Source organism: Mesorhizobium sp. M0040, from assembly GCF_040323505.1.
Lineage (GTDB): Bacteria > Pseudomonadota > Alphaproteobacteria > Rhizobiales > Rhizobiaceae > Mesorhizobium.
In genome coordinates this window covers 262,600-281,876 of the sequence record NZ_JAMYVA010000002.1, presented here as the reverse complement: position 1 = coordinate 281,876, position 19,277 = coordinate 262,600, and the positions used below count along the sequence as shown (strand labels likewise).

At 62.4% G+C, this 19,277-nt stretch carries 21 protein-coding genes; 8 read left to right on the top strand and 13 right to left on the bottom strand.

The window, feature by feature from the left end:
* Position 1 precedes the first annotated feature (1 nt).
* From cimA to cysS, 6 genes are read right to left on the bottom strand one after another with little or no spacing between them, the layout of a single operon-like run.
* Positions 2-1,624 (bottom strand): citramalate synthase, encoded by a 1,623-nt coding sequence (cimA, locus tag NKJ91_RS02985; RefSeq protein WP_352454385.1) that lies wholly within the window; start codon positions 1,622-1,624, stop codon positions 2-4.
* Entirely contained in the window at positions 1,621-2,577 is a 957-nt protein-coding gene (gene pip / locus NKJ91_RS02980; protein ID WP_352454384.1) for a prolyl aminopeptidase, read from the bottom strand. The genes cimA and pip overlap by 4 nt, the downstream gene beginning before the upstream one ends.
* Complete coding sequence (locus NKJ91_RS02975; protein WP_352448982.1) at positions 2,574-3,050, bottom strand: GFA family protein; 477 nt, start codon at positions 3,048-3,050, stop codon at positions 2,574-2,576. The genes pip and NKJ91_RS02975 overlap by 4 nt, the downstream gene beginning before the upstream one ends.
* Complete coding sequence (locus NKJ91_RS02970; RefSeq protein WP_352454383.1) at positions 3,047-3,538, bottom strand: GFA family protein; 492 nt, start codon at positions 3,536-3,538, stop codon at positions 3,047-3,049. Before NKJ91_RS02970 ends, NKJ91_RS02975 begins: the two co-directional genes overlap by 4 nt.
* Positions 3,539-3,544: 6 nt before the next feature.
* A complete protein-coding gene (locus NKJ91_RS02965) occupies positions 3,545-3,931 on the bottom strand; it encodes a VOC family protein (protein ID WP_352454382.1) in 387 nt (128 codons plus the stop codon).
* The gene (cysS, locus tag NKJ91_RS02960) at positions 3,928-5,397 is read right to left on the bottom strand and encodes a cysteine--tRNA ligase (protein ID WP_352454381.1); all 1,470 of its coding nucleotides are present in this window, start codon (positions 5,395-5,397) and stop codon (positions 3,928-3,930) included. Before cysS ends, NKJ91_RS02965 begins: the two co-directional genes overlap by 4 nt.
* A gap of 414 nt (positions 5,398-5,811) precedes the next feature.
* Here cysS and NKJ91_RS02955 point away from each other — a divergent pair, with 414 nt between their 5' ends.
* A complete protein-coding gene (locus tag NKJ91_RS02955) occupies positions 5,812-5,961 on the top strand; it encodes a hypothetical protein (protein ID WP_023677745.1) in 150 nt (49 codons plus the stop codon).
* 56 nt (positions 5,962-6,017) lie between these two features.
* On the opposite strand, the gene NKJ91_RS02950 is transcribed toward NKJ91_RS02955, so the two are convergent.
* Positions 6,018-6,779, bottom strand: coding sequence for an SOS response-associated peptidase (locus tag NKJ91_RS02950; RefSeq protein ID WP_023677746.1), 762 nt, complete (start codon positions 6,777-6,779; stop codon positions 6,018-6,020).
* A gap of 123 nt (positions 6,780-6,902) precedes the next feature.
* On the opposite strand from NKJ91_RS02950, the gene NKJ91_RS02945 reads away from it, so the two are divergent.
* The 4 genes from NKJ91_RS02945 (at position 6,903) to NKJ91_RS02930 (ending at position 9,272) form a co-directional block, all read left to right on the top strand.
* Positions 6,903-7,328 (top strand): NUDIX hydrolase, encoded by a 426-nt coding sequence (locus NKJ91_RS02945; RefSeq protein WP_023677747.1) that lies wholly within the window; start codon positions 6,903-6,905, stop codon positions 7,326-7,328.
* A gap of 48 nt (positions 7,329-7,376) precedes the next feature.
* Positions 7,377-7,754 (top strand): TIGR02301 family protein, encoded by a 378-nt coding sequence (locus tag NKJ91_RS02940; RefSeq protein WP_023677748.1) that lies wholly within the window; start codon positions 7,377-7,379, stop codon positions 7,752-7,754.
* 374 nt (positions 7,755-8,128) lie between these two features.
* A complete protein-coding gene (locus NKJ91_RS02935; RefSeq protein WP_023677749.1) occupies positions 8,129-8,386 on the top strand; it encodes a hypothetical protein in 258 nt (85 codons plus the stop codon).
* A gap of 82 nt (positions 8,387-8,468) precedes the next feature.
* The gene (locus tag NKJ91_RS02930) at positions 8,469-9,272 is read left to right on the top strand and encodes a hypothetical protein (protein WP_023677750.1); all 804 of its coding nucleotides are present in this window, start codon (positions 8,469-8,471) and stop codon (positions 9,270-9,272) included.
* 34 nt (positions 9,273-9,306) lie between these two features.
* Here the strand turns inward: NKJ91_RS02930 and NKJ91_RS02925 are convergent, their stop codons facing one another.
* The gene (locus tag NKJ91_RS02925) at positions 9,307-10,638 is read right to left on the bottom strand and encodes a dihydroorotase (protein ID WP_023677751.1); all 1,332 of its coding nucleotides are present in this window, start codon (positions 10,636-10,638) and stop codon (positions 9,307-9,309) included.
* Positions 10,639-10,721: 83 nt separating this feature from the next.
* On the opposite strand from NKJ91_RS02925, the gene ygfZ reads away from it, so the two are divergent.
* The 3 genes from ygfZ to NKJ91_RS02910 all read left to right on the top strand — a co-directional run bounded on the left by ygfZ (position 10,722) and on the right by NKJ91_RS02910 (position 14,417).
* A complete protein-coding gene (ygfZ, locus tag NKJ91_RS02920; RefSeq protein ID WP_023677752.1) occupies positions 10,722-11,582 on the top strand; it encodes a CAF17-like 4Fe-4S cluster assembly/insertion protein YgfZ in 861 nt (286 codons plus the stop codon).
* Positions 11,582-12,214, top strand: a complete 633-nt coding sequence (locus tag NKJ91_RS02915; RefSeq protein ID WP_023677753.1) for an HD domain-containing protein — start codon at positions 11,582-11,584, stop codon at positions 12,212-12,214. Before ygfZ ends, NKJ91_RS02915 begins: the two co-directional genes overlap by 1 nt.
* 64 nt (positions 12,215-12,278) lie before the next feature.
* Positions 12,279-14,417 carry a putative bifunctional diguanylate cyclase/phosphodiesterase gene (locus tag NKJ91_RS02910; protein WP_352454380.1) on the top strand — a complete coding sequence of 713 codons (2,139 nt, stop codon included), beginning with the start codon at positions 12,279-12,281 and terminating at the stop codon, positions 14,415-14,417.
* 129 nt (positions 14,418-14,546) lie between these two features.
* Here the strand turns inward: NKJ91_RS02910 and NKJ91_RS02905 are convergent, their stop codons facing one another.
* The 5 genes from NKJ91_RS02905 to NKJ91_RS02885 all read right to left on the bottom strand — a co-directional run bounded on the left by NKJ91_RS02905 (position 14,547) and on the right by NKJ91_RS02885 (position 18,927).
* Positions 14,547-14,819 (bottom strand): DUF3303 domain-containing protein, encoded by a 273-nt coding sequence (locus NKJ91_RS02905; RefSeq protein WP_023719871.1) that lies wholly within the window; start codon positions 14,817-14,819, stop codon positions 14,547-14,549.
* Positions 14,820-14,841: 22 nt separating this feature from the next.
* A complete protein-coding gene (locus NKJ91_RS02900; RefSeq protein ID WP_352448993.1) occupies positions 14,842-16,305 on the bottom strand; it encodes a RimK family ATP-grasp domain-containing protein in 1,464 nt (487 codons plus the stop codon).
* Positions 16,302-17,408, bottom strand: coding sequence for a peptidase C39 family protein (locus NKJ91_RS02895; protein WP_023677756.1), 1,107 nt, complete (start codon positions 17,406-17,408; stop codon positions 16,302-16,304). Before NKJ91_RS02895 ends, NKJ91_RS02900 begins: the two co-directional genes overlap by 4 nt.
* A gap of 209 nt (positions 17,409-17,617) precedes the next feature.
* Complete coding sequence (locus NKJ91_RS02890) at positions 17,618-18,412, bottom strand: anti-sigma factor family protein (protein WP_352454379.1); 795 nt, start codon at positions 18,410-18,412, stop codon at positions 17,618-17,620.
* Positions 18,409-18,927 carry a sigma-70 family RNA polymerase sigma factor gene (locus NKJ91_RS02885; protein WP_352454378.1) on the bottom strand — a complete coding sequence of 173 codons (519 nt, stop codon included), beginning with the start codon at positions 18,925-18,927 and terminating at the stop codon, positions 18,409-18,411. The genes NKJ91_RS02890 and NKJ91_RS02885 overlap by 4 nt, the downstream gene beginning before the upstream one ends.
* Positions 18,928-19,277 lie beyond the last annotated feature (350 nt).

Genomic DNA, 19,277 nt, shown 5'->3' with positions numbered 1-19,277 from the left:
CTTACTCCGCCGCCGCCAAGCCCGCCATGTCGCGGTTCTTCATCAGCTTATAGACGATCGAATCCATCAGCGCCTGGAAGGAAGCATCGATGATGTTTTCGGAGACGCCGACCGTCCACCAGCGCGCACCGGTGCCGTCATGCGATTCAATCAGCACGCGGGTGATCGCCTCGGTGCCGCCGTTGAGGATACGCACCTTGAAGTCGGCCAGTTCGAGATCGGCGATCTCGCTCTGGAATTTGCCGAGATCCTTGCGCAGCGCAATGTCGAGCGCGTTGACCGGGCCGTGGCCTTCGGCCACCGACATCTTCTCCTCGCCCTCCACCAGCACTTTCACGATCGCCTCCGAGACCGTCTTCAGCTGGCCGTTGGCGTCGAAGCGGCGCTCGACCATGCAGCGGAACGAAGTGACGCGGAAGAATTCCGGCAGGCCGTGCAGCATCTTGCGCGCCAAAAGCTCAAAGCTGGCGTCGGCACCTTCGTAGGCATAGCCCTCGGCCTCGCGCTCCTTGACCACGGCGATCAGCGCGTCGAGGCGATGGTCGTCCCGGGGCATGTCGATGCCACGCCGTTTCAGCTCGGCCAGGAAATTGGCCTTGCCGCCCTGGTCCGAAACCATGACGCGGCGGCGGTTGCCGACAGTCTCTGGCGGCACATGCTCGTAGGTCGCCGGCTCCTTGGCCAGCGCCGAGGCATGGATGCCGGCCTTGGTGGCGAAAGCGGAGGCGCCGACATAGGGCGCTTGCGCTTCGGGCGCGCGGTTCAGCAACTCGTCGAAGGCGCGGGACAGGCGCGATATACCGGTCAACGCCTCTGCCGAAATGCCTGTAGCAAAGCGGCCCGAAAAGGCCGGCTTCAACGCCAATGTCGGCACGATCGAGATCAGGTTGGCGTTGCCGCAGCGCTCGCCGATGCCATTCAGCGTGCCCTGGATCTGGCGCACGCCGGCCTCCACGGCGGCAAGCGAATTCGCCACCGCCTGGCCGGTGTCGTCATGGGCGTGGATGCCGAGATGGTCGCCCGGTATGCCGGCGGCGATCACCTTTTCGACGATGGCGCGCACCTCGGAGGGCTGCGTGCCGCCATTGGTGTCGCACAGCACCACCCAGCGCGCGCCGGCATCGTAGGCCGTCCTGGCGCAGGCCAGCGCATAATCTGGATTGGCCTTGAAGCCGTCGAAGAAATGCTCGCAGTCGACCATCGCCTCCTTGCCGGCAGTGAGCGCCGCCTCGACCGAGGCCTTGATCGCCTCGAGGTTCTCCTCATTGGTGCAGCCGAGCGCGACGCGGACATGGTAGTCCCAACTCTTGGCGACGAAGCAGATGGCGTCCGACTTCGACTGGACCAGCGCGGCAAGCCCAGGATCGTTCGAGATCGACACTCCTGCCCGTTTGGTCATGCCAAAGGCAACGAACTTGGCATCGGCCGTGCGGCGCTCGGCAAAGAAGGCGGTGTCGGTTGGATTGGCGCCGGGGTAGCCGCCCTCGACATAGTCGATGCCGAACTCGTCGAGCAGTTTGGCGATGGCGATCTTGTCCTCGACGGAGAAGTCGACACCCGGCGTCTGCTGACCATCGCGCAGCGTGGTGTCGAACAGATAAAGGCGCTCGCGAGCCATGGTCATTTCCCGGCAAACATGTCCGTTGCGCGGATCAGCCTGTCGAGGATGCCCGGCTCCGAATAGGCGTGGCCGGCGCCTTCGATCAGATGGAAATCCGCTTTCGGCCACGCCTTGTGCAGCGCCCAGGCGTAACGCGCCGGGCACGGCATGTCGTAGCGGCCGTGAACGATGGTACCCGGGATATCCTTAAGCTTCCATGCATCGCGCAGCAGCTGTCCCTCTTCCAGCCAGCCGGCATGGACGAAATAGTGGTTCTCGATGCGGGCGAAAGCCAGGGCATAATCATCCTGGCCGAAGGGACCGCTGGTTTCCGGTTCCGGCAGCAGCGTGATCGTCTCGCCCTCCCACAGGCTCCAGGCGCGGGCGGCCTCGACCTGCGCCATAGGATCGCTGCCGACCAGCCGTTTGCGGTAGGCGGCCATCATGTCGCCGCGCTCGGCCTCCGGGATCGGCGCCAGAAACCGCTCCCACTTGTCGGGGAACATCTCCGACACGCCGAACTGGTAGTACCATTCGAGTTCGGCGCGGGTCAGCGTGTAGATGCCGCGCACGACCAGTTCGCTGACCCGCTCGGGGTGGGTCTCGGCATAGGCAAGCGCCAGCGTCGAACCCCACGAACCGCCAAACACCAGCCATTTGTCGAAGCCGCACATTTTTCGCAGGCGCTCGATGTCGGCGACCAGGTGCCAGGTGGTGTTGGCTTCAAGCGAGGCATTGGGCGTCGATTTTCCGCAGCCGCGCTGGTCGAACAGGATGACATCGTACAGCTTCGGATCGAACAGCCGCCGGTGCTTTGGCGAAATGGTGCCGCCCGGCCCACCATGCAGGAAGACAGCCGGCTTGGCCCCTCTGGTGCCGGAGCGCTCCCAATAGACCTGATGGCCATCGCCAACGTCGAGCATGCCGGACTCGAAAGCCTCGATCTCGGGATAGAGGGTACGGAATTCGCTGCTCATAATTTCAGGCCCTGCTGCGGCCAGTTGGCCGTCTCGTGATCGGGATGCTGGAAGGAGATGATGGATTCCTGTCGCGCGTAGAAATCCGGGTCGTCATGGATCGGCGCGTCGAAGATCGTCTCGACCCAAGGCAGCCTGGCGGCGTAGTTAACCTGGATCTGCGGCGCCAGATCGGAACGGTCGTCGAAGGCGCCGATGGCGATCTCCAGCGCGCCGGGCTGGCGGTAGGTCAGCGGTGTGCCGCAGCGGGCGCAGAAGCCGCGATCGATGTTGACCGACGACTGAAAGTAACTCGGCTCCTCGCGCACCCATTCGACGCCGTCGCTCGGCACTGTCACCAGCGCGCCGAAAAACGACCCGAACTGTTTCTGGCACATGCGGCAATGACAAATGGACGGACGGCCGAGCGCCCCGTGGATGCGGAAGCGCACGGCGCCGCACTGGCAGCCGCCGGTACGAACGGTTTCGGTCATGATTTTTCCTCCGGCGGCCATTGTTCGGTGTCGTGGTCGGGATGTTGGTAGGAGACGAGATCGGCGAGATAGGAGGCCGACGAGACGTCGGCCATCGTTTCCTCACCTGGCAATTCGTGGACGTGATCCACGTACGGGAGCTTGGCTTCGACACCCCATTGGATGGTCGGGGCGATCTCCTCGGGGTGGTCGAATGTGGCGATGGCGAGGGCCACCCCGTCGGGCGCTTCGAAGGTCAGCGGCGTGCCGCATTCGGCGCAGAAACCGCGCAAAGCCGCGTTGGACGAGCGGAAGCGTTTGGGCTCACCGCGCGTCCAGTCCAGCCTTGCGCCGCGCACCGAGACCAGCGGCAGGTAGAAATTGCCGCTCGCCTTCTGGCACATGCGGCAATGGCATACGGAAGCATCGCCGAGAGTTCCTTCGACGCGGAAGCGCACCGCGCCGCACTGGCAGCCGCCTGTATAGACCGGTCTGTTGTCGAGGCTCATCGCGCACTACTCCGGGGCATGGCAAACCGCCTCGACATTGTTGCCGTCGGGATCGAAAACAAAGGCGCCATAATAGTTCGGATGGTAGTGCGGGCGCAGGCCAGGTCCGCCGTTGTCCTTGCCGCCGGCGGCGATCGCCGCGGCGTGAAAGGCATCGACCTCGGCGCGGCTGCGCGCGGTGAAAGCGACATGCTGATGATCCTTCGGCTTGTCCTTGCCGGCATGCAGCCAAAACACCGGCCGGTCGCGGCCGTAGCCGCCGACCTTGGCGCCGCCGGTATATTCCTGCGGCACCATGTAAAGCAGCGAGGCGCCGAGCGGCGCCATCGCCTTGTCGTAAAAAGCCTTCGACGCGTCGAAATCCGAAACGGTGATGCCGAGATGATCGATCATCTTTTTACCTCCCAGGTGGTGATGCGTTCGCCGGTGACGGGGTCCTTGCCGTCCTTCAACTGGATGCCTTGCGTCAGCAACTCGTCGCGGATGCGGTCGGCCTCGGCCCAGTTCTTGGCGGCGATCAGCGCGAGGCGTTTGGCGATCGCCTTGGCAATGGCGTCTTCATCCACCTTGGCTGTTGCGATGTCGAAGCCGAGGAACAGAAGCGATGCCTTCAGTGAAGCGGCAGTATCGTTGTCTTCGGCGGCTGCGTTGCCGCTACCTGCGTTGAAATCAACAGCATCACCAGCCAACTGCGTCAGCAACTGGAATGCGGCATAGGTGGCAAGGTCATCCGACAGCGCTTCGATCACACCCGCCGGCACCGGCTTTGCCGTCGGCGGCGCCAGATCGGCCGCCCGCTTCCATTTGCGCAGCGTATTCTCCGCCTCTTCCAGCTTGCGCACGGAAAAGTCGATCGGCTCGCGATAGTGCGTCATCAGCATCGCCAGCCTGAGCACCTCGCCCGGCCATTTGCGGCCGCCAAAGGTATCCGTCTCCAGCAATTCGGTGATCGAATAGAAATTGCCCAGGCTCTTGGACATCTTCTGGCCCTCGACCTGCAGGAAACCATTGTGCATCCACACCTTGGCCATCGTTTCGGTGCCGTGGGCGCAACGCGATTGCGCGATCTCGTTCTCGTGGTGCGGAAAGATCAGGTCGAGACCACCGCCATGGATGTCGAACACCTCGCCGAGATAGGCGGCCGACATCGCCGAGCACTCGATGTGCCAGCCCGGCCGACCCCTGCCCCATGGGCTGTCCCAGCCCGGCTCCTCGGGCGAAGACAATTTCCACAGCACGAAATCCTGCGGGTTCTTCTTGTGCTCATCGACGGCGACGCGGGCGCCGGCCTGCTGCTCATCGAGATTGCGCTTCGACAACTGCCCGTAGTCCGGCATGGAAGCGGTGTCGAACAGGACTTCTCCAGCCGCGACATAGGCATGGCCGCGTTCGATCAAGCGTTGAATCAAGAAGATCATGTCGACCTTGCCGTCGGGCCTGGGCTCGACGAACTCGGTGGCGCGCGGCTCGACCGTCGGTTCCAGGCAACCGAGCGCCGCAACGTCCTTGTGGAACTGACCGGCGGTCTTTTCGGTGACCCGCCTGATCGCTTCGTTCAGCGACAGCTTGCCCGATGCAATTTCGCCGCCGAAATCGCGCAGCGCGCGGGCGTTGATCTTGTCGTCGACGTCCGTAATGTTGCGGACGTAAGTGACATGCGCTTGCCCGTAGAGATGGCGCAGCAAGCGGAACAGCACGTCGAAGACGATCACCGGCCGCGCATTGCCGATATGGGCGAAGTCATAGACCGTCGGGCCGCAGACATACATGCGCACGTTGCGCGGATCGATCGGGAAGAAATCCTCCTTGCTCCGCGTTAGCGTGTTGTAGAGGCGCAGGCTCTTCGATGCGTCAGACATACGTGCGTTCCCGGTGCGTTACTTTGGCATGATCTTTTGGGATCGTGCTCTGGATGGAGTCGGTTACGCCGAGGCGCAAATCGGGGTCCAGCCTGCTGGCCGGGGCGTTTGTCCAATCTGGGAGGAGATGAGGCGAAAACGTCCAGGACCAGCGCGAGGCTAGCCGATAATGCAAATGCCACAAATGGCGAAAGACGTTTTCATGGCCGGCTTTATCGCCTTGCCCGGTGTTGCCGTCAAGTCGCTACCTTCGCCAAAAATATCGTTGGCTCACAGGAATTGAGCCACTGAAACATTTTATTAAACAGGTCGGCACTGTGATGAAACATTCGCCGGCTAGATCAGCAAGCGTCACGATTTGGTCGGATTCGGCCAGCAAACGCAGACATGAAGACGTTACCAGGGAAGAGAACAATGCCTAAGCAAGAATCCAACCGCGCCAAGCAACCGGCGCTCGCCAGCCACTACCGGGCGATCGGCCCGGCAGCAATCGTCGCAGCTCTTCTGCACACCGCGAAGAAGAAGAAGCCGGCGCAGAAGATCGTTTCGCCGCGCGCTGCCTGAGAATGCCGTCGGGAAGGTTGAGGCGCTCACGGCGCACCCAGCAATAGTAGCTTTTGCTAAAATAAATTCATCTGACTGTCGTTCGCGCCGGACTTCTGGCGCCTGACCTTCTTAGGCTCAGGCTCGACGACGCCCTTCTCCTGAATCTCCGGCCCGGTATTGGCGACCTTGTTGACGAGGTCGGAAACCGGGATCGCTTCGAAGAAATCGGGCTGGGCGGGTCTCAGCAGATGGGCCACATCGCGCGGCTCGAGCGTGCTGCAATCCAGCCAGCGCGCGAAATCTTCGGGATGGATCACCACCGGGATGCGGTCGTGGATATGGGCAGTATCGGCATTGGCGTGGGCGGTCAGAATGGCGCCGGTGTCCATTTCCGAGCCGCCCGGCTCGGCATAGGTCTCAATCAGCCCGGCGAAGGCGACAAGCCCGCCACGCCTTGGCCGCACCCAATAGGGCTGCCCTCTTCTGCCACCGGTTTGGTGCCATTCGTAGAATCCCGAAGCCGGTACCAGGGCGCGGCGATGGCGCATGGCAGCGCGAAACGACGCCTTTTCCGAAGCCCCCTCAGAACGCGCGTTGAACAGCAGCGGGAAGTTACGCGTATCCTTGACCCAGGCCGGGATCAGGCCCCAGCGCACCAGCATCGAGCGGCGGTCGGGCAGGTTCGAGCCCGGCGCCTGCGGCAATCCGGCGAGCGCCATCAGCACCGGCTGCGTCGGCGCGATGTTGTAGCGGGCCGGAAACTCCTCAAGTTCCGCCAGGCTGAGAAAGGCGGCGGTCTGGTCCGGAGTGGCGGTCAAGGCAAAGCGTCCGCACATGAATTCAGCTCTCGAATTGGTGGCATGTGAAAGTGGCCATGGAACCCGCCTTTCGCAACCGCTAAAGCTGTTCGCCGACGGCCGGTCCACAACGGGCTATGCCAATCGAGCGATCCGAAGCCCATGGAAGCACGCAAGATCATTCCGGCAGTCTCGGTCTGCGTCGTGCGCGAGAACACGGTGCTGCTGGTCAAGCGGGCCAGGCCGCCCTCGCAAGGCCTCCATGCCTTTCCCGGCGGCAAGGTCGAAGCCGGCGAGACGCTGGAACAGGCAGCACGGCGCGAATTGCTGGAAGAGACCGGATTGCAGGCGCGCAGCTATCGGCCGCTGCGGGAAATCCACATCGACGGCAGCGGCGACGGGCATCCGGTCGACTACTGGCTGACGGTGTTTGGGGCCGATTATGCTGGCGGCGAGGCGGTGGCCAGCGACGACGCCGAGACCGCGGCTTTCTATACGCTGGCCGAAATGACAGCGATGCCGCTCGCCGATGCGGTGTTTGAAATTGCGGACGATCTACTCGGTCCCAACAAAGACGGCGGGACCTGAGCCAGAGAATCGCCTTGCAGGCGACAAATTGTTTCAGCACAAGGACTCATGAGCCGCACGTCTTCGTTTCTCGCCGCATGCCTCGCCGTCAGTGTGGTTGTCGGTGCGCGCCCGGCGATTGCCGCCGAAGCACCGTTCGAGCCCGGGCTGATGCGGCTGGCGGAAGTGCTCGGCTCGCTGCATTTCCTGCGTAATCTGTGTGGCGAGAAGGGCGATCGGTGGCGAGCCGAGATGGAAAAACTGATCGCATCGGAAAATCCGAACCCGGAGCGGCGCGCCCGCTTCATCGCCAGCTTCAACCGCGGCTACCGGTCGTTCGGCGGTACTTATACGCAATGCACCGCCTCGGCGACGGAAGCCATCAGCCGCTACATGAAGGAAGGCGAGACGCTGTCTCGCGACATCGCTTCGCGCTACGGAAACTGACGACGGCAGCTGCCGTTCCGGCAAACCGGCATCAACCGCCGGCGCTGTGGGCGGCGGACGCGTTCGACACTTCTCCGCTTGCCTCGGGTGAGGTCTTGGTGCAAACCTGATGTTGCACTTTTGCAACTATGTTAACGAAACGTTAGCGCGCGAATGTGAAATTAACTCAAACTGAAGGTTTCCGTCCCCTTGGCCGGCCTAATCGGCTAAGTTTGAATCGGATCGGACGCAGGTTTGCTGGACGCGACGGAATTTGTAGAAGACGACCAAAAAAATGTCGTATTTACAAATACTTACTGCGCCTGCGTGTAAAAGGGACAACTCAAGCTTGATCCCTGTCCAACGGATCACCGCTTGAAAGGGTGGAAATCGCAATGGAACATGGCGTCAACGACATCGACGCGCTGGTCAGGGAAGAAAAGCGCCTGACCGCCGTGGAAAGCCACAGCGAAGCCTGGGCAGAAGGATTGTCGGCCGGGATCGAGCCGGAAATCATCGCCGAGGCAGCCCTCGAAACGGCATTCGGCGAAATGCTGCGCACCAATGGCGAGACCTCGGCGCTTGCCCTGCTCGATCGCATGCGTGAAAAGGTGATTGCCGGGGCCTTCGAGCCCGAAAGACTGCGGCACTGACCCCGGTTCTTTGACGACGGCGCGCCGCCCGGACATCATATCCGGGCACATGGACGGGCCTGGAACCAGGGAGTAGCAGGCGGTGAATTTTTCGATATCAGGCAAGCCGCACGGCCTGGTCCTCAGCATTTGGCTCACCGCTTCCTGCGCCATGATTCCTTCTGCACTGTTTCTTGCGAGCAGTCCCGCTCACGCCCTCAGCGAGATCAAGCGCGAAGACCTGCCCTCGCCGGTCACGCCGCCGCCCGACGGCGACGTGTCGCCGCGTGGAAGTACCGTGCCGATGCCCGGCCCGCTCGGCACGACGCCACCTGCAGCCAGCCAGCCGACTCCGTCCGACGAGCCGGAACAAACCGAACCGATAGGGCCGGCCAATGATGGCGGCGTGGCCAATCCGCATGTCGATCCCGACGCGCCTGTGCCCGAAGTCGTCTACGACCTCGCCAAGTTGCCGGAACCGGTCAGGCGCATGCACGATCTGATCGTCGAGGCGTGCAAAAGCGGCGACATCGAAAAGCTTCGGCCGCTGATCGGCACGGGAGACATGATGACCCAATTGTCGCTGGGCGACATGGAGGGCGACCCGATCGCCTTCCTGAAAGGCCTTTCCGGCGACACGGAAGGCCAGGAGATCCTCGCCATCCTGGAAGAGGTGCTCAATGCCGGTTTTGTCCATGTCGATGCCGGCACGCCGCAGGATCTCTATGTCTGGCCCTATTTCTTCGCCCTGCCGCTGGACAAGCTCGATGCCAGGCAGCGGGTCGAGCTGTTCAAGATCGTCACCGCCAGCGACTATGACGATATGAAGCAGTTCGGTGCGTACATCTTCTACCGAGTCGGCATCACGCCGACCGGACAATGGACGTTCTTCGTCGCTGGGGATTGAGTGATTTAGCCTGGCCCCTATGGAGGCAGGGAGCTTAGCCCGCCAACGCCTCGGAAAACTCCACCGCCCTACCCTGGCCCGGCGCGACGATCTCGCCTTCCCACATCACGCGCCGGCCGCGAACGATGGTGCCGACCGGCCAGCCGGTCACCTGCCTGCCGTCATAAGGCGTCCAGCCGACCTTGGAGCCTTGCTGGGCGTTGGCGATGGTCTCGCGGCGCTTCAGATCGACGATGGTCAGATCGGCATCGTAGCCGGCGGCAATACGGCCTTTCCTGGCGATGCCGAAAATACGCTGCGGGCCGTGGCTGGTCAGGTCGACAAAGCGCTGCAACGTCAGCCGGCCGGCGTTGACATGATCCAACATGATCGGCACCAAAGTCTGCACCCCGGTCATGCCGGACGGCGACGCCGGATAAGGCTTTGCCTTCTCGGCCAGCGTGTGCGGCGCATGGTCGGAGCCGAGCACATCAACGATGCCTTGCGCAACGCCGTACCAGACCCCGTCGCGATGGCGCGTGGCGCGCACCGGCGGGTTCATCTGGATCAGGGTGCCCAACTGCGCATAATCATCGGCGCTCAGCGTCAGATGATGCGGCGTCGCCTCGCAGGTCGCGACATCCTTGTGCTGTTCGAGGAAGCCTATCTCCTCGGCGGTCGAGATGTGCAGCACATGGATCCGGGCGCGGACCTGGCGCGCGATTCGCACAAGGCGCTCGGTGCAGCGCAACGCAGCGATCTCGTCGCGCCACACCGGATGTGAGGACGGATCGCCCGCGATGCGCTCGCCAAGCCGCTCGCGCAGCCGGAACTCGTCCTCGGAGTGAAAGGCGGCGCGGCGGCGTGTGTTCCTCAGGATCGAGGCAACGCCTTCGTCGTCCTCGACCAGCAGGTCGCCGGTGGACGAGCCCATGAAAACTTTTATGCCGGCCGCACCTGGCAGCCGCTCGAGATCGCCAGCGTCTTTTGCATTGTCGCGGGTCCCGCCGACCCAGAAGGCAAAGTCGCAATGCATGCGGCCGGTGGCACGCCGCACCTTGTCGGCAAGGGTTGCCTCACTGGTGGTCAGCGGATTGGTGTTCGGCATCTCGAAGACGGCGGTGACGCCGCCGAGCACCGCTGCCCGCGAGCCCGTCTCCAGATCTTCCTTGTGCTCCAGGCCCGGCTCGCGGAAATGCACCTGGCTGTCGACGACGCCCGGCAGGATGTGCAGCCCACGGCAGTCGATCGTCTCACCGGCCGACGCCTCGCGGAGGTCGCTGATGGCAGCGATGCGCCCACCATTGATGCCGACGTCGCGAAAACCCTGGCCGTCGTGATTGACCACGGTGCCGCCTGTCAGGATGAGATCGTAGATAGGGGCCATACGGATCCGGTCTCTTGCGGGGGAAGTGCCAGCGGCTTACGTAATGACCAATAGTTTTGCAAGATCAGGCTCGTTTTCCCACCATGCCCTTTGCCTCGCTCAGAGATCGCGCACTCGTTTCCGTGTCCGGGCCGGATGCCGAGCACTTTTTACAGAACATCCTGACCACCGACCTCGACGTGCTCGGCAGCAGCGAAGCAAAGCCCGGTGCGCTGCTAACGCCGCAAGGCAAGATCCTTTTCGACTTCCTGATCTCGCGCGCCGGCGAAAATGCTTTCCGACTTGAATGCCGTACCGAGACCGCCGATGATTTCATGCGACGGCTGACGCTCTACAAATTGCGCGCCAAAGTCGAAATTGCCAAGCTGGATCAGCCGGTTGTGGCCGTCGCATGGGGAAGCGATTCAACCATTTCGCAATTTGAATCAGCACCGTTTGCTGATGCGCGGTTTGTCGATACTGCCGTCAAGCGCTTCTATGATGACACCGCAGATGGCGGCGACCTTGCCGCATGGCAAGCCTTTCGCATCGCCCATGGCATTGCCGAAAGCGGTGCGGACTACCAACTCGGCGACGCTTTTCCGCATGACGTGCTGCTCGACGAGATCGGCGGTGTCGGCTTCAAGAAAGGCTGCTACGTCGGCCAGGAGGTCGTCTCGCGCATGCAGCATCGCGGCACTGCCAGGCGTCGGGTGTTGATTGTCTCGGCCGAACGCACCCTGCCCACTTCGCGCGCAGAGTTGACCGTGGAGGGGCGACCGGTCGGCACGCTTGGCTCGACCGCGGCCAGGACAGGCCTTGCCATTGCCCGCATCGACCGGGTCAAGGCAGCGCTCGACGCCGGCCTGCCGGTCCTGGCGGAGGATGTCGCCGTGTCGCTCGCTATCCCGTCCTGGGCGAAATTCAGCTTTCCGCAGGAAGCCATCGGCGCGGAGGACGCCTGATGGCTGCAGATCGCGCCGGGGCGCCGCCGCGCGCCTGGCAGCGCATGCTGTCCGGCCGACGGCTCGATCTGCTCGATCCCTCGCCGCTCGACATCGAGATCTCCGATATTGCCCATGGCCTTGCCCGCGTCGCACGCTGGAACGGCCAGACCAGAGGCGATCACGCCTTTTCGGTCGCCCAGCATTCGCTGCTGGTCGAAACGCTTGTCGGCGAGCTGATGCCGGATGCCGACGCCGACGCGCGGTTGGCGGCGCTGCTGCACGACGCGCCGGAATATGTCATCGGCGACATGATCTCGCCGTTCAAATCCGTGATGGGCGGCAGCTACAGGGATTGCGAGATCAGGCTGCAGCGCGCCATCCATCTGCGCTTTTCACTGCCGGCCGAACTCGACGCGGGACTGCGCAAGGAGATCAAGCGAGCGGATCAGATCGCCGCTTATTTCGAAGCAACGCTGCTTGCGGGTTTTTCGACGGCAGAGGCGACGGAGTTCTTCGGCAGGCCGCGCGGCTTCAATGCCGAGCGCTTCGACGTCACGCCGCGCTCGGTGACTTGGGCGCAGAATGCCTTTCTCAAACGCTTTGCGGCGATCGAAAAGTCTCGACGCCAGACTGCCGTTCCAGCCGGCTGAAAACGGTAAATTAACCGGCAGGGACAACAGTGCCATGGTTAACCATGGTCCATAGGCTTGCCTCATGCCCGTTGCCGGTATCAAGGCTGGTTCGTCCGTCCGCCGACGGAGGGCCAAAGGCGTTGGTCAGCCGCAACCTATTGAAGACGAGCTGCGCGAACAGAACGAGCGTTTTTCGGCAGCGGTCGAGAACATGTCGCATGGCCTGTGCATGTTCGATGCCGATGAACGGATGATCATCTGCAACAGGAACTACATCAGCATCTTTCGCCTCGACGCCGAAGTGGTGCGGCCCGGCATCCGGTTTTTCGACATCCTCCAGCACAGCGTGGATATCGGCATCGCCTCGCAAAGCGCTGAGCAACTCTATGCCATCCGCAAGCCCTATATCGACCAGGCAAAACCTTCCACCTATGAGGAAACGCTTGCAGACGGGCGTATCGTCAACATTTCGCACCGGCCGCTGGCGTCAGGCGGTTGGGTATCGATCTACGAGGACATCACCGAGCAACGGCGCGCCGAGCAGGAGTTGAAGGAGCAGCACCGCCGTTTCGACGCGGCACTTGCCAACATGTCGCAAGGCCTTTTGATGTACGATGCGGATGGCAAGCTGATCGTCCGCAACGAACGTTTCCTGGAACTTTATCATGTCAGGCCGGCCGACTTCCCGCTTGGCATGAGTCACCATGATGCGTTCAAGCGGCTGCTGGAACTGGGCATTTATACAAAGCTCGACCCCGACAGCGAAATCTCGCAAATCGAAGCCTGCCTGCGGGCGGGGAAAACACACGTAACGCATCGCCATCTCGCTGACGGCAGGACGCTGCTGGTTGCGCGCCGGCCGATGAGCGGCGGCGGCTGGGTCGCGACGTTCGACGACGTCACCGAGCGCAGGCGTGTGGAAGAGCGCATGACCCATCTTGCGCACCACGACACACTGACGAACCTGCCCAATCGCTCGATGCTTCGCGAACGGCTCGACCAAGCCCTGAGTGAGACGAGAGACGGATCGCTGGCGATATTCTCGCTCGACCTCGATCACTTCAAGGCGGTCAACGACACTTGGGGCCATCCTTCCGGCGACTGGCTGCTGAAATGCGTGGCCGAACGGCTGCAACGGTGCCTGCGCAATGAAACGGACGTTGTCTCCCGCTTCGGCGGCGACGAATTCGTCATCATCCAGTTCAATCTCAAAAGCCCGGGCGACGCGGAAAAGCTGGCCAAACGCATCGTCGAGATCATCGGAAAGCCGTTTCGCGACAAAAGACACGACATGCGTGTCGGCATCAGTCTCGGCATCGCGCTGTTTCCGAATGACGGCAAGGACGCCGACACTTTGCTGAAAAATGCCGATATGGCGCTCTATCGGGCAAAGAGCGAAGGGCGCAACCTGTACCGCTTCTTCGAACCAGCCATGGACGCGATGGTGCGGGCACGCCGGGCGCTCGAAATCGATCTCAGGGCAGCGCTGTCGCGCCGGGAATTCGAGCTGGATTTCCAGCCGATCATGAACATCGCCTCCGGCGAAATCGTCGGTGCCGAAGCCTTGATGCGCTGGCGTTCGCCGGTGCGCGGCCTGGTACGGCCGGACGACTTCATTCCGGCCGCCGAGGAGACCGGGCTGATCGTGCCGCTTGGAGAATGGGCGCTGCGAAAAGCCTGCACGACCGCGGCAGGCTGGGCGGCTTGGCGCATCGCCGTCAATGTCTCCGCCGTACAGATCAAAAGCGGTACCTTTGCCCGCAGCGTTATCTCGGCACTGGCGTTCTCGGGCGTGCCGGCCAACCGGCTTGAACTGGAAATCACCGAAACGGTGCTGATGGACGAGAGCGATCTGGTGCTCAAGACACTCAGGCAGCTACGCGATCTGGGAGTCCGCATCGCGCTGGACGATTTCGGCACCGGCTATTCGTCGCTGGGCTACCTCAGGCGCTTTCCCGTCGACAAGATCAAGATCGATCGCTCTTTCACCCATGACATCGACAGTCGCGATACCGCGGCGATCGTGCGCACCATCATCGGGCTTGGCGCACAGCTGGGCATCACCGTCACCGCCGAAGGTGTCGAGACCGAAGCGCAGCTTGAATTCCTGCAAAAGGAGGGTTGTGTCGAGGCCCAGGGCTATTTGATCGGGGTGCCGTCAAAGGCGTCGGACATTAATCGGCTGCTGAAGTCGAGCGCGACGATCCGGCAGTCCGGCTAAGTGCGACAGTCTCGCGGAAGCGCGGGCAACCGCCTTAGATCTCCTTGAGATGACGCTCGATCCGCGTGTTAATTCCTTGATAGGAGAAGGCGGCATTCAGGTGTGGCGAACCAGGAGGTTCCCAACGGGTCAGAGATGTCCGCTCAATGCCTCCACCATATCCTTGTTCGTCGCCACGGGAACGATCTCGAATTCGACCAGATCCGCCCATTCGATGACCCACCGCTGCAGGAGCGTGACGTCATCGGCCTCCACCAGCAGGAAGCAGCGGCTCATATCCGCTGCGATCCAGCTGTGGTGCACGAGAAGCGCGTCCGGCTTCAGGCGGCCCTGGTCGCGGAAACGGCGGTAGATCTCCTTGCGGTCGCAGCCGCGAAAATCCTCGGTTACGAAGAACAGCATCTTTTTCCCCTCAGTTCGGATATTATCGCCCCGGCCGGTCCAGCCGCTCCAGGAACCACTGCGTCAGCCGCACCCAGACCTCGTCTTTTTCGCCGGAGTCTTCCCAGCCGTGGTCGAGGTTGGGGTTGTCGTTGACCTCGATGACGAAGACGCCGTCCCTGGTTTCCTTGAGGTCGACGCCGTAGAGGCCGTCGCCAATGCAGCGCGCCGCGCTCACCGCCGTCTCGACGACATGGGCCGGTGCTTCCTTCAGGGTGAAGGTCTTGATGCCGCCCTGGTCGGGTTTGCCGTTGGCCTTATGATTGACGATCTGCCAATGTTTCTTGGCCATCAGATAATGGACGGCGAACAAGGGCTGGCCGCCGAGGACACCGACACGCCAGTCATATTCCGTCGGAATGAATTTTTGCGCGATCAGGAGGTCGGAATCCTCCAGCCATTCGGTTGCGAGCGTCTTCAACTCTTCAAAGGTGCCGCATTTCTTGACGCCGCGCGAAAACGAGGAGTCCGGGATCTTCAGCACCAGCGGGAAGCCCAGCGTCTGTGCCGCAACTTCCAGGTCCGAGGTGCCGGCAATCATCACCGTCGGCGGCACCGGTACCTTGTTGTAGGTCATCAGCTCGTTGAGATAGACCTTGTTGGTGCAGCGGATCATCGACAGCGGATCGTCGATGACCGGCATGCCTTCCTGCTGGGCGCGGCGGGCAAAGCGGTAGGTGTGGTTGGAGATCGAAGTGGTCTCGCGGATGAACAGCGCGTCGTAGTTGGCGAGCTTGGCCAGATCCCGCTTGGTGATCGGCTCGATTTCGACGCCCATCTTTTCAGCGATCTTGGCCCAGTGGCGCAGCGACGAAATCTCCGACGGCGGCAGTTCCTCATGCGGATCGACCAGCGTTGCGAAAGTGTAGCGCGCCGGAGTGCGGCCCTTGGTGTCGCGCCACTCGCGGTTGGTGTAGGTCTCCAGGCACTGGAGAAAGTGCGTTTCCTCGTCCTCGGTCATCCTGGCCAGGGGATGGAAGCCAATCTTGCGGATCGAGGCCCATTCGGCGCTGTCCCTGATGTGTAGCTCGAGCGCCGGGGCACGGAACCAGTCGAACAGAAGTTTTGCGAAGCGGTCCCAGATCCTGGATGGTCCGATGCCGAAGAAGATGCAGACCTTCTGCGGAAAAGCGCCACCCAGGTCCTTGCGGCACTTGTTGAGTGCGAGTTCGAGTTCCGGCAACGCGTGCTCATAGAGCTTGCGTTCTGACAGGTCGATCATCGTTTCGACCGTCGGGATGACCTTATGGCCGCGCGAACCAGCAAGCAGCGACGCGTAATAGCCGCGGCTCTGGTAGCCATAATTGTTCGACAGGTTGATGACCTTCGGCCGCTGACCGCGAAACAGTGCCGGATGGGCAAGGTAGTCGCGATTGGTGATGATCTTGTGCGGCGTCGCCACTTGGTCGAGATCGTTCTGCCGGCCGGTAAGGATGACCCAGGTCATTGGCTGTCGCGCTTTCCGAGAGTGATGGCGGCGCGCAATCCGTCGCGGCCGAATTGCGCCATGTTCATGAAGATGCCGTAAGGCACGGGGATGTTGGCAGCATCGAGGATCGTCTCCTGCCGCTCGTCCTCGACCCAGGGGTCGTGGATCAGGATATGATCGCCGTCGTCACCGATGGCCAATACCCAGTGCGGAACCTTCTTGCCGAACATCAGGAAGCCGCTGATCAGGACCAGCACCAGTTTTCCCTCTGCGATCGCGGTGCGAATGTCGTCAAGCCCGAATGAACGGTAATTCACCGGGATACCGTAAAGTTCCGCGCGGCGGCGAAAGTCGACCTGCGCCAGCTCCATGACCCGGCGCTTGTCCTCGCTGCGCACCGACTGCAGGAACAGCGCGCCGTAGAAGGAGACATAGATCTCAGCAGCAAGCCCGCTCTCATAACCGGCGACAGCCAGCCCGAACGGTTCGCAGCCGCCCGGCCCCGACATCATGAAAACGGTCGTCGCCTCACGCCACAGCCGGATTTCCATCACCGGATCCGGCACGAATCCGGGGTCGAAGTTAGCCATCGCCATCATCAGGCAGCATGGTCCGCAGGTGAATTCGCAAGTCTGCTGATAAAACGGCACTTCGGTGGCGACCGGAATGTCGCCGCGCAAGGTCTTTTCATAGCGCAGCGCCGTGGCGCCATCCTCGTAGTAGTCCGGTTCACGACCGATCTTACGGTAGCCGCTCTGCTCGTAGATCTGGATGGCGCGCGGGTTGTCCTCGCGGACTTCCAAACGAAGCATCATGCGGCCATGCTCGAAAGCGGCGGCTTCAGCCTCTTCCAGCAGCAGGCGGCCAACGCCACGGCCGCCGAAAAATGGACCGACGGCGATCGAATAGAGTCGTGCGACGCCGCTGCCCTTGCGAAACAGCACGACCGCATAGCCGGCGACGTGGCCATCGTTCTCGCCAACCAGCAGTTCGGCGGTGTCGCGTTCGATCAGTTGGCGAAAGGAGCGGCGAGAAATGCGGTCGCTCGAGAAAACAGCTTTTTCAATGGCGGCGAGGTCATCGACGTCGGACGCGCGGGCCTTGCGAATCTCGGCAGGCATGCGGGCTCAGAAAACCTCGATTGGGTTGTGGAAACGGCCCTAGTCTAAACATCGGTCACACCAGCCGAAGTGCCAGCATTCAGCAAGCGCTATCGCACCTCGATTAGGGCCGAATTGTGACAGTTTTCAAGGCAGGCAGGTCGCGCAAAGGCTTTGAAACGACCTTCGTGTTTCGGCATCGGCGCGGCTCCGGAAAAACGAGATCCTGCTCAGCTTTTCAAGCCCGCCAGAAGCTGGCCATAGGCGCTCTTGGCCACAGCAGCCAGCTGCTCGCGCGGCAGCGATCCGACGACGGCGCAGCCATAACCCTTGTCCAGCCAGTAGACGGCCTCAGGACCATTTTCCTCGGACCCATAGGTGCCCTTGGCCTTGGCCGCCGATTCGGCGATTACGAAGAGCGATATGCGCTCGCCCTTGTCGTCCTCGTAAAGCAGCATCGCGGCCTTGCCCTGGCCGGCAGGCAGCAGCCGGCCACCGACCAGTTGGAACCCCTGCGCCGCCAGATCTGGCGCCACCAGCTTCAAACCCACCTGGTTAGACAGCCAGTTCTGCAAATGATCCTTGTCGCTTGCCGGCACTTCCACAGCATGCCGCTTTTCAGCGGCATAGATGACGTGGGCGGCAATCGCCTCTTCGGCAAGCTGGTCCTCGGCCGTATTTTCCAGGCCGAGGCCGCCGATGCCGGCAAGATAGCCGCCAGCACCGCCAATCACCAGCATGGCGGCAGCGGCGGCCGCAAGCCACCAACGCGAGCGCGACGCCGCCGCTTTAACCACCGGCGCCTCGCCGAGCACCACCTTATTCAGCCGCACCGGGACGGGTTCGTCCAGCACGCCGTTAAAGGCCGCGCGCAACGCTGCCCGATCGGCGGCGTAGCGTGCGCTCTTGGCCTTCATCTCGGCATTGGCGTCGAGCCATGCCTCATAGGCCGTCCGCTCGTCGCCCGGCAACTCGCCATCGAGCGCCATGTGAATGTCGCGTTCGGAGAAATCGCGCCGGCTCATTTCTCGACGATCCTTATCGATCGGCGGCGCGCGGTATCATCCAGCAGCGCGCGCAGTTCCTCACGCCCGCGCGCGATGCGCGACATCAAGGTGCCGGCGGGAACCCCAAGGATGTTGGCGGCTTCGGCATAGGAAAACCCTTCGATGGCGACCATCACAAGGGCCGCGCGCCGGTCTGGGCTGATCGCCTGCAGAGCCTCGACGATCTCGCGCGAAGCGATGCTCTCGATCTGCTCGGCGGGTGCTGCCTGCGCCTCGCTCGCCTCGAGCGGCAGCATCGCTGCCTCGCCGCGCCGGTTCACCTTGCGCATCTGGTCGATGAATAAATGATGCATGATCGTAAACAGCCATCTCCTGGGGCTTTCTCCTGTCTGCCAATTGTCGAGCCGCACAAGTGCCCGCTCGAGACAATCCTGGACGAGATCGTCGGCGGAATCGCGGTCGCGCAACAGCGAGCGTGCATAGCGGCGCAGACGCGGTATTTCACCAAGGATTGCTGCCTTCTTTTCGTCCATGACCGCTGGTTCTGGAGCCCTGTCCGTGGTGATTGAACGCGCCTTCGCGGCGCGGCGCAAGCGGCCAGCGCGAAGCGGTCCGCCGCCCCGGTCACCCAAGCATCTGAATAACGCTGCCAGCGGCAGGTTTATTCCCGGCAGGATTGAGAGGCAAACAGAATCCCTCCCATCGCGAGCGACGCGACAAAGACCCGATATCCCGCCTTGGCACGTGCCGGAAGGCCCAGCGATCCAGAATCGAGCCGTCGAGTTCCTTCGCACACCCTCTGGCCTGCCGCCGCAAGGGGGAGATTGGCGGTTTCGGCGACAGTCGACCGCCTTCCCCGCACACCCGCCAGATTTACCACCCC

Coding starts and splice junctions, on each gene's coding strand:
- NKJ91_RS02975 (WP_352448982.1), bottom strand. CDS start 3,050: ATGACCGAAACCGTTCGTACCGGCGGCTGCCAGTGCGGCGCCGTGCGC.
- NKJ91_RS02955 (WP_023677745.1), top strand. CDS start 5,812: ATGCCTAAGCAAGAATCCAACCGCGCCAAGCAACCGGCGCTCGCCAGC.
- NKJ91_RS02945 (WP_023677747.1), top strand. CDS start 6,903: ATGGAAGCACGCAAGATCATTCCGGCAGTCTCGGTCTGCGTCGTGCGC.
- NKJ91_RS02950 (WP_023677746.1), bottom strand. CDS start 6,779: ATGTGCGGACGCTTTGCCTTGACCGCCACTCCGGACCAGACCGCCGCC.
- NKJ91_RS02970 (WP_352454383.1), bottom strand. CDS start 3,538: ATGAGCCTCGACAACAGACCGGTCTATACAGGCGGCTGCCAGTGCGGC.
- NKJ91_RS02925 (WP_023677751.1), bottom strand. CDS start 10,638: ATGGCCCCTATCTACGATCTCATCCTGACAGGCGGCACCGTGGTCAAT.
- NKJ91_RS02915 (WP_023677753.1), top strand. CDS start 11,582: ATGGCTGCAGATCGCGCCGGGGCGCCGCCGCGCGCCTGGCAGCGCATG.
- NKJ91_RS02895 (WP_023677756.1), bottom strand. CDS start 17,408: ATGCCTGCCGAGATTCGCAAGGCCCGCGCGTCCGACGTCGATGACCTC.
- cysS (WP_352454381.1), bottom strand. CDS start 5,397: ATGTCTGACGCATCGAAGAGCCTGCGCCTCTACAACACGCTAACGCGG.
- cimA (WP_352454385.1), bottom strand. CDS start 1,624: ATGACCATGGCTCGCGAGCGCCTTTATCTGTTCGACACCACGCTGCGC.
- NKJ91_RS02965 (WP_352454382.1), bottom strand. CDS start 3,931: ATGATCGATCATCTCGGCATCACCGTTTCGGATTTCGACGCGTCGAAG.
- ygfZ (WP_023677752.1), top strand. CDS start 10,722: ATGCCCTTTGCCTCGCTCAGAGATCGCGCACTCGTTTCCGTGTCCGGG.
- NKJ91_RS02905 (WP_023719871.1), bottom strand. CDS start 14,819: ATGCTGTTCTTCGTAACCGAGGATTTTCGCGGCTGCGACCGCAAGGAG.
- NKJ91_RS02885 (WP_352454378.1), bottom strand. CDS start 18,927: ATGGACGAAAAGAAGGCAGCAATCCTTGGTGAAATACCGCGTCTGCGC.
- NKJ91_RS02910 (WP_352454380.1), top strand. CDS start 12,279: ATGCCCGTTGCCGGTATCAAGGCTGGTTCGTCCGTCCGCCGACGGAGG.
- NKJ91_RS02935 (WP_023677749.1), top strand. CDS start 8,129: ATGGAACATGGCGTCAACGACATCGACGCGCTGGTCAGGGAAGAAAAG.
- pip (WP_352454384.1), bottom strand. CDS start 2,577: ATGAGCAGCGAATTCCGTACCCTCTATCCCGAGATCGAGGCTTTCGAG.
- NKJ91_RS02940 (WP_023677748.1), top strand. CDS start 7,377: ATGAGCCGCACGTCTTCGTTTCTCGCCGCATGCCTCGCCGTCAGTGTG.
- NKJ91_RS02900 (WP_352448993.1), bottom strand. CDS start 16,305: ATGACCTGGGTCATCCTTACCGGCCGGCAGAACGATCTCGACCAAGTG.
- NKJ91_RS02890 (WP_352454379.1), bottom strand. CDS start 18,412: ATGAGCCGGCGCGATTTCTCCGAACGCGACATTCACATGGCGCTCGAT.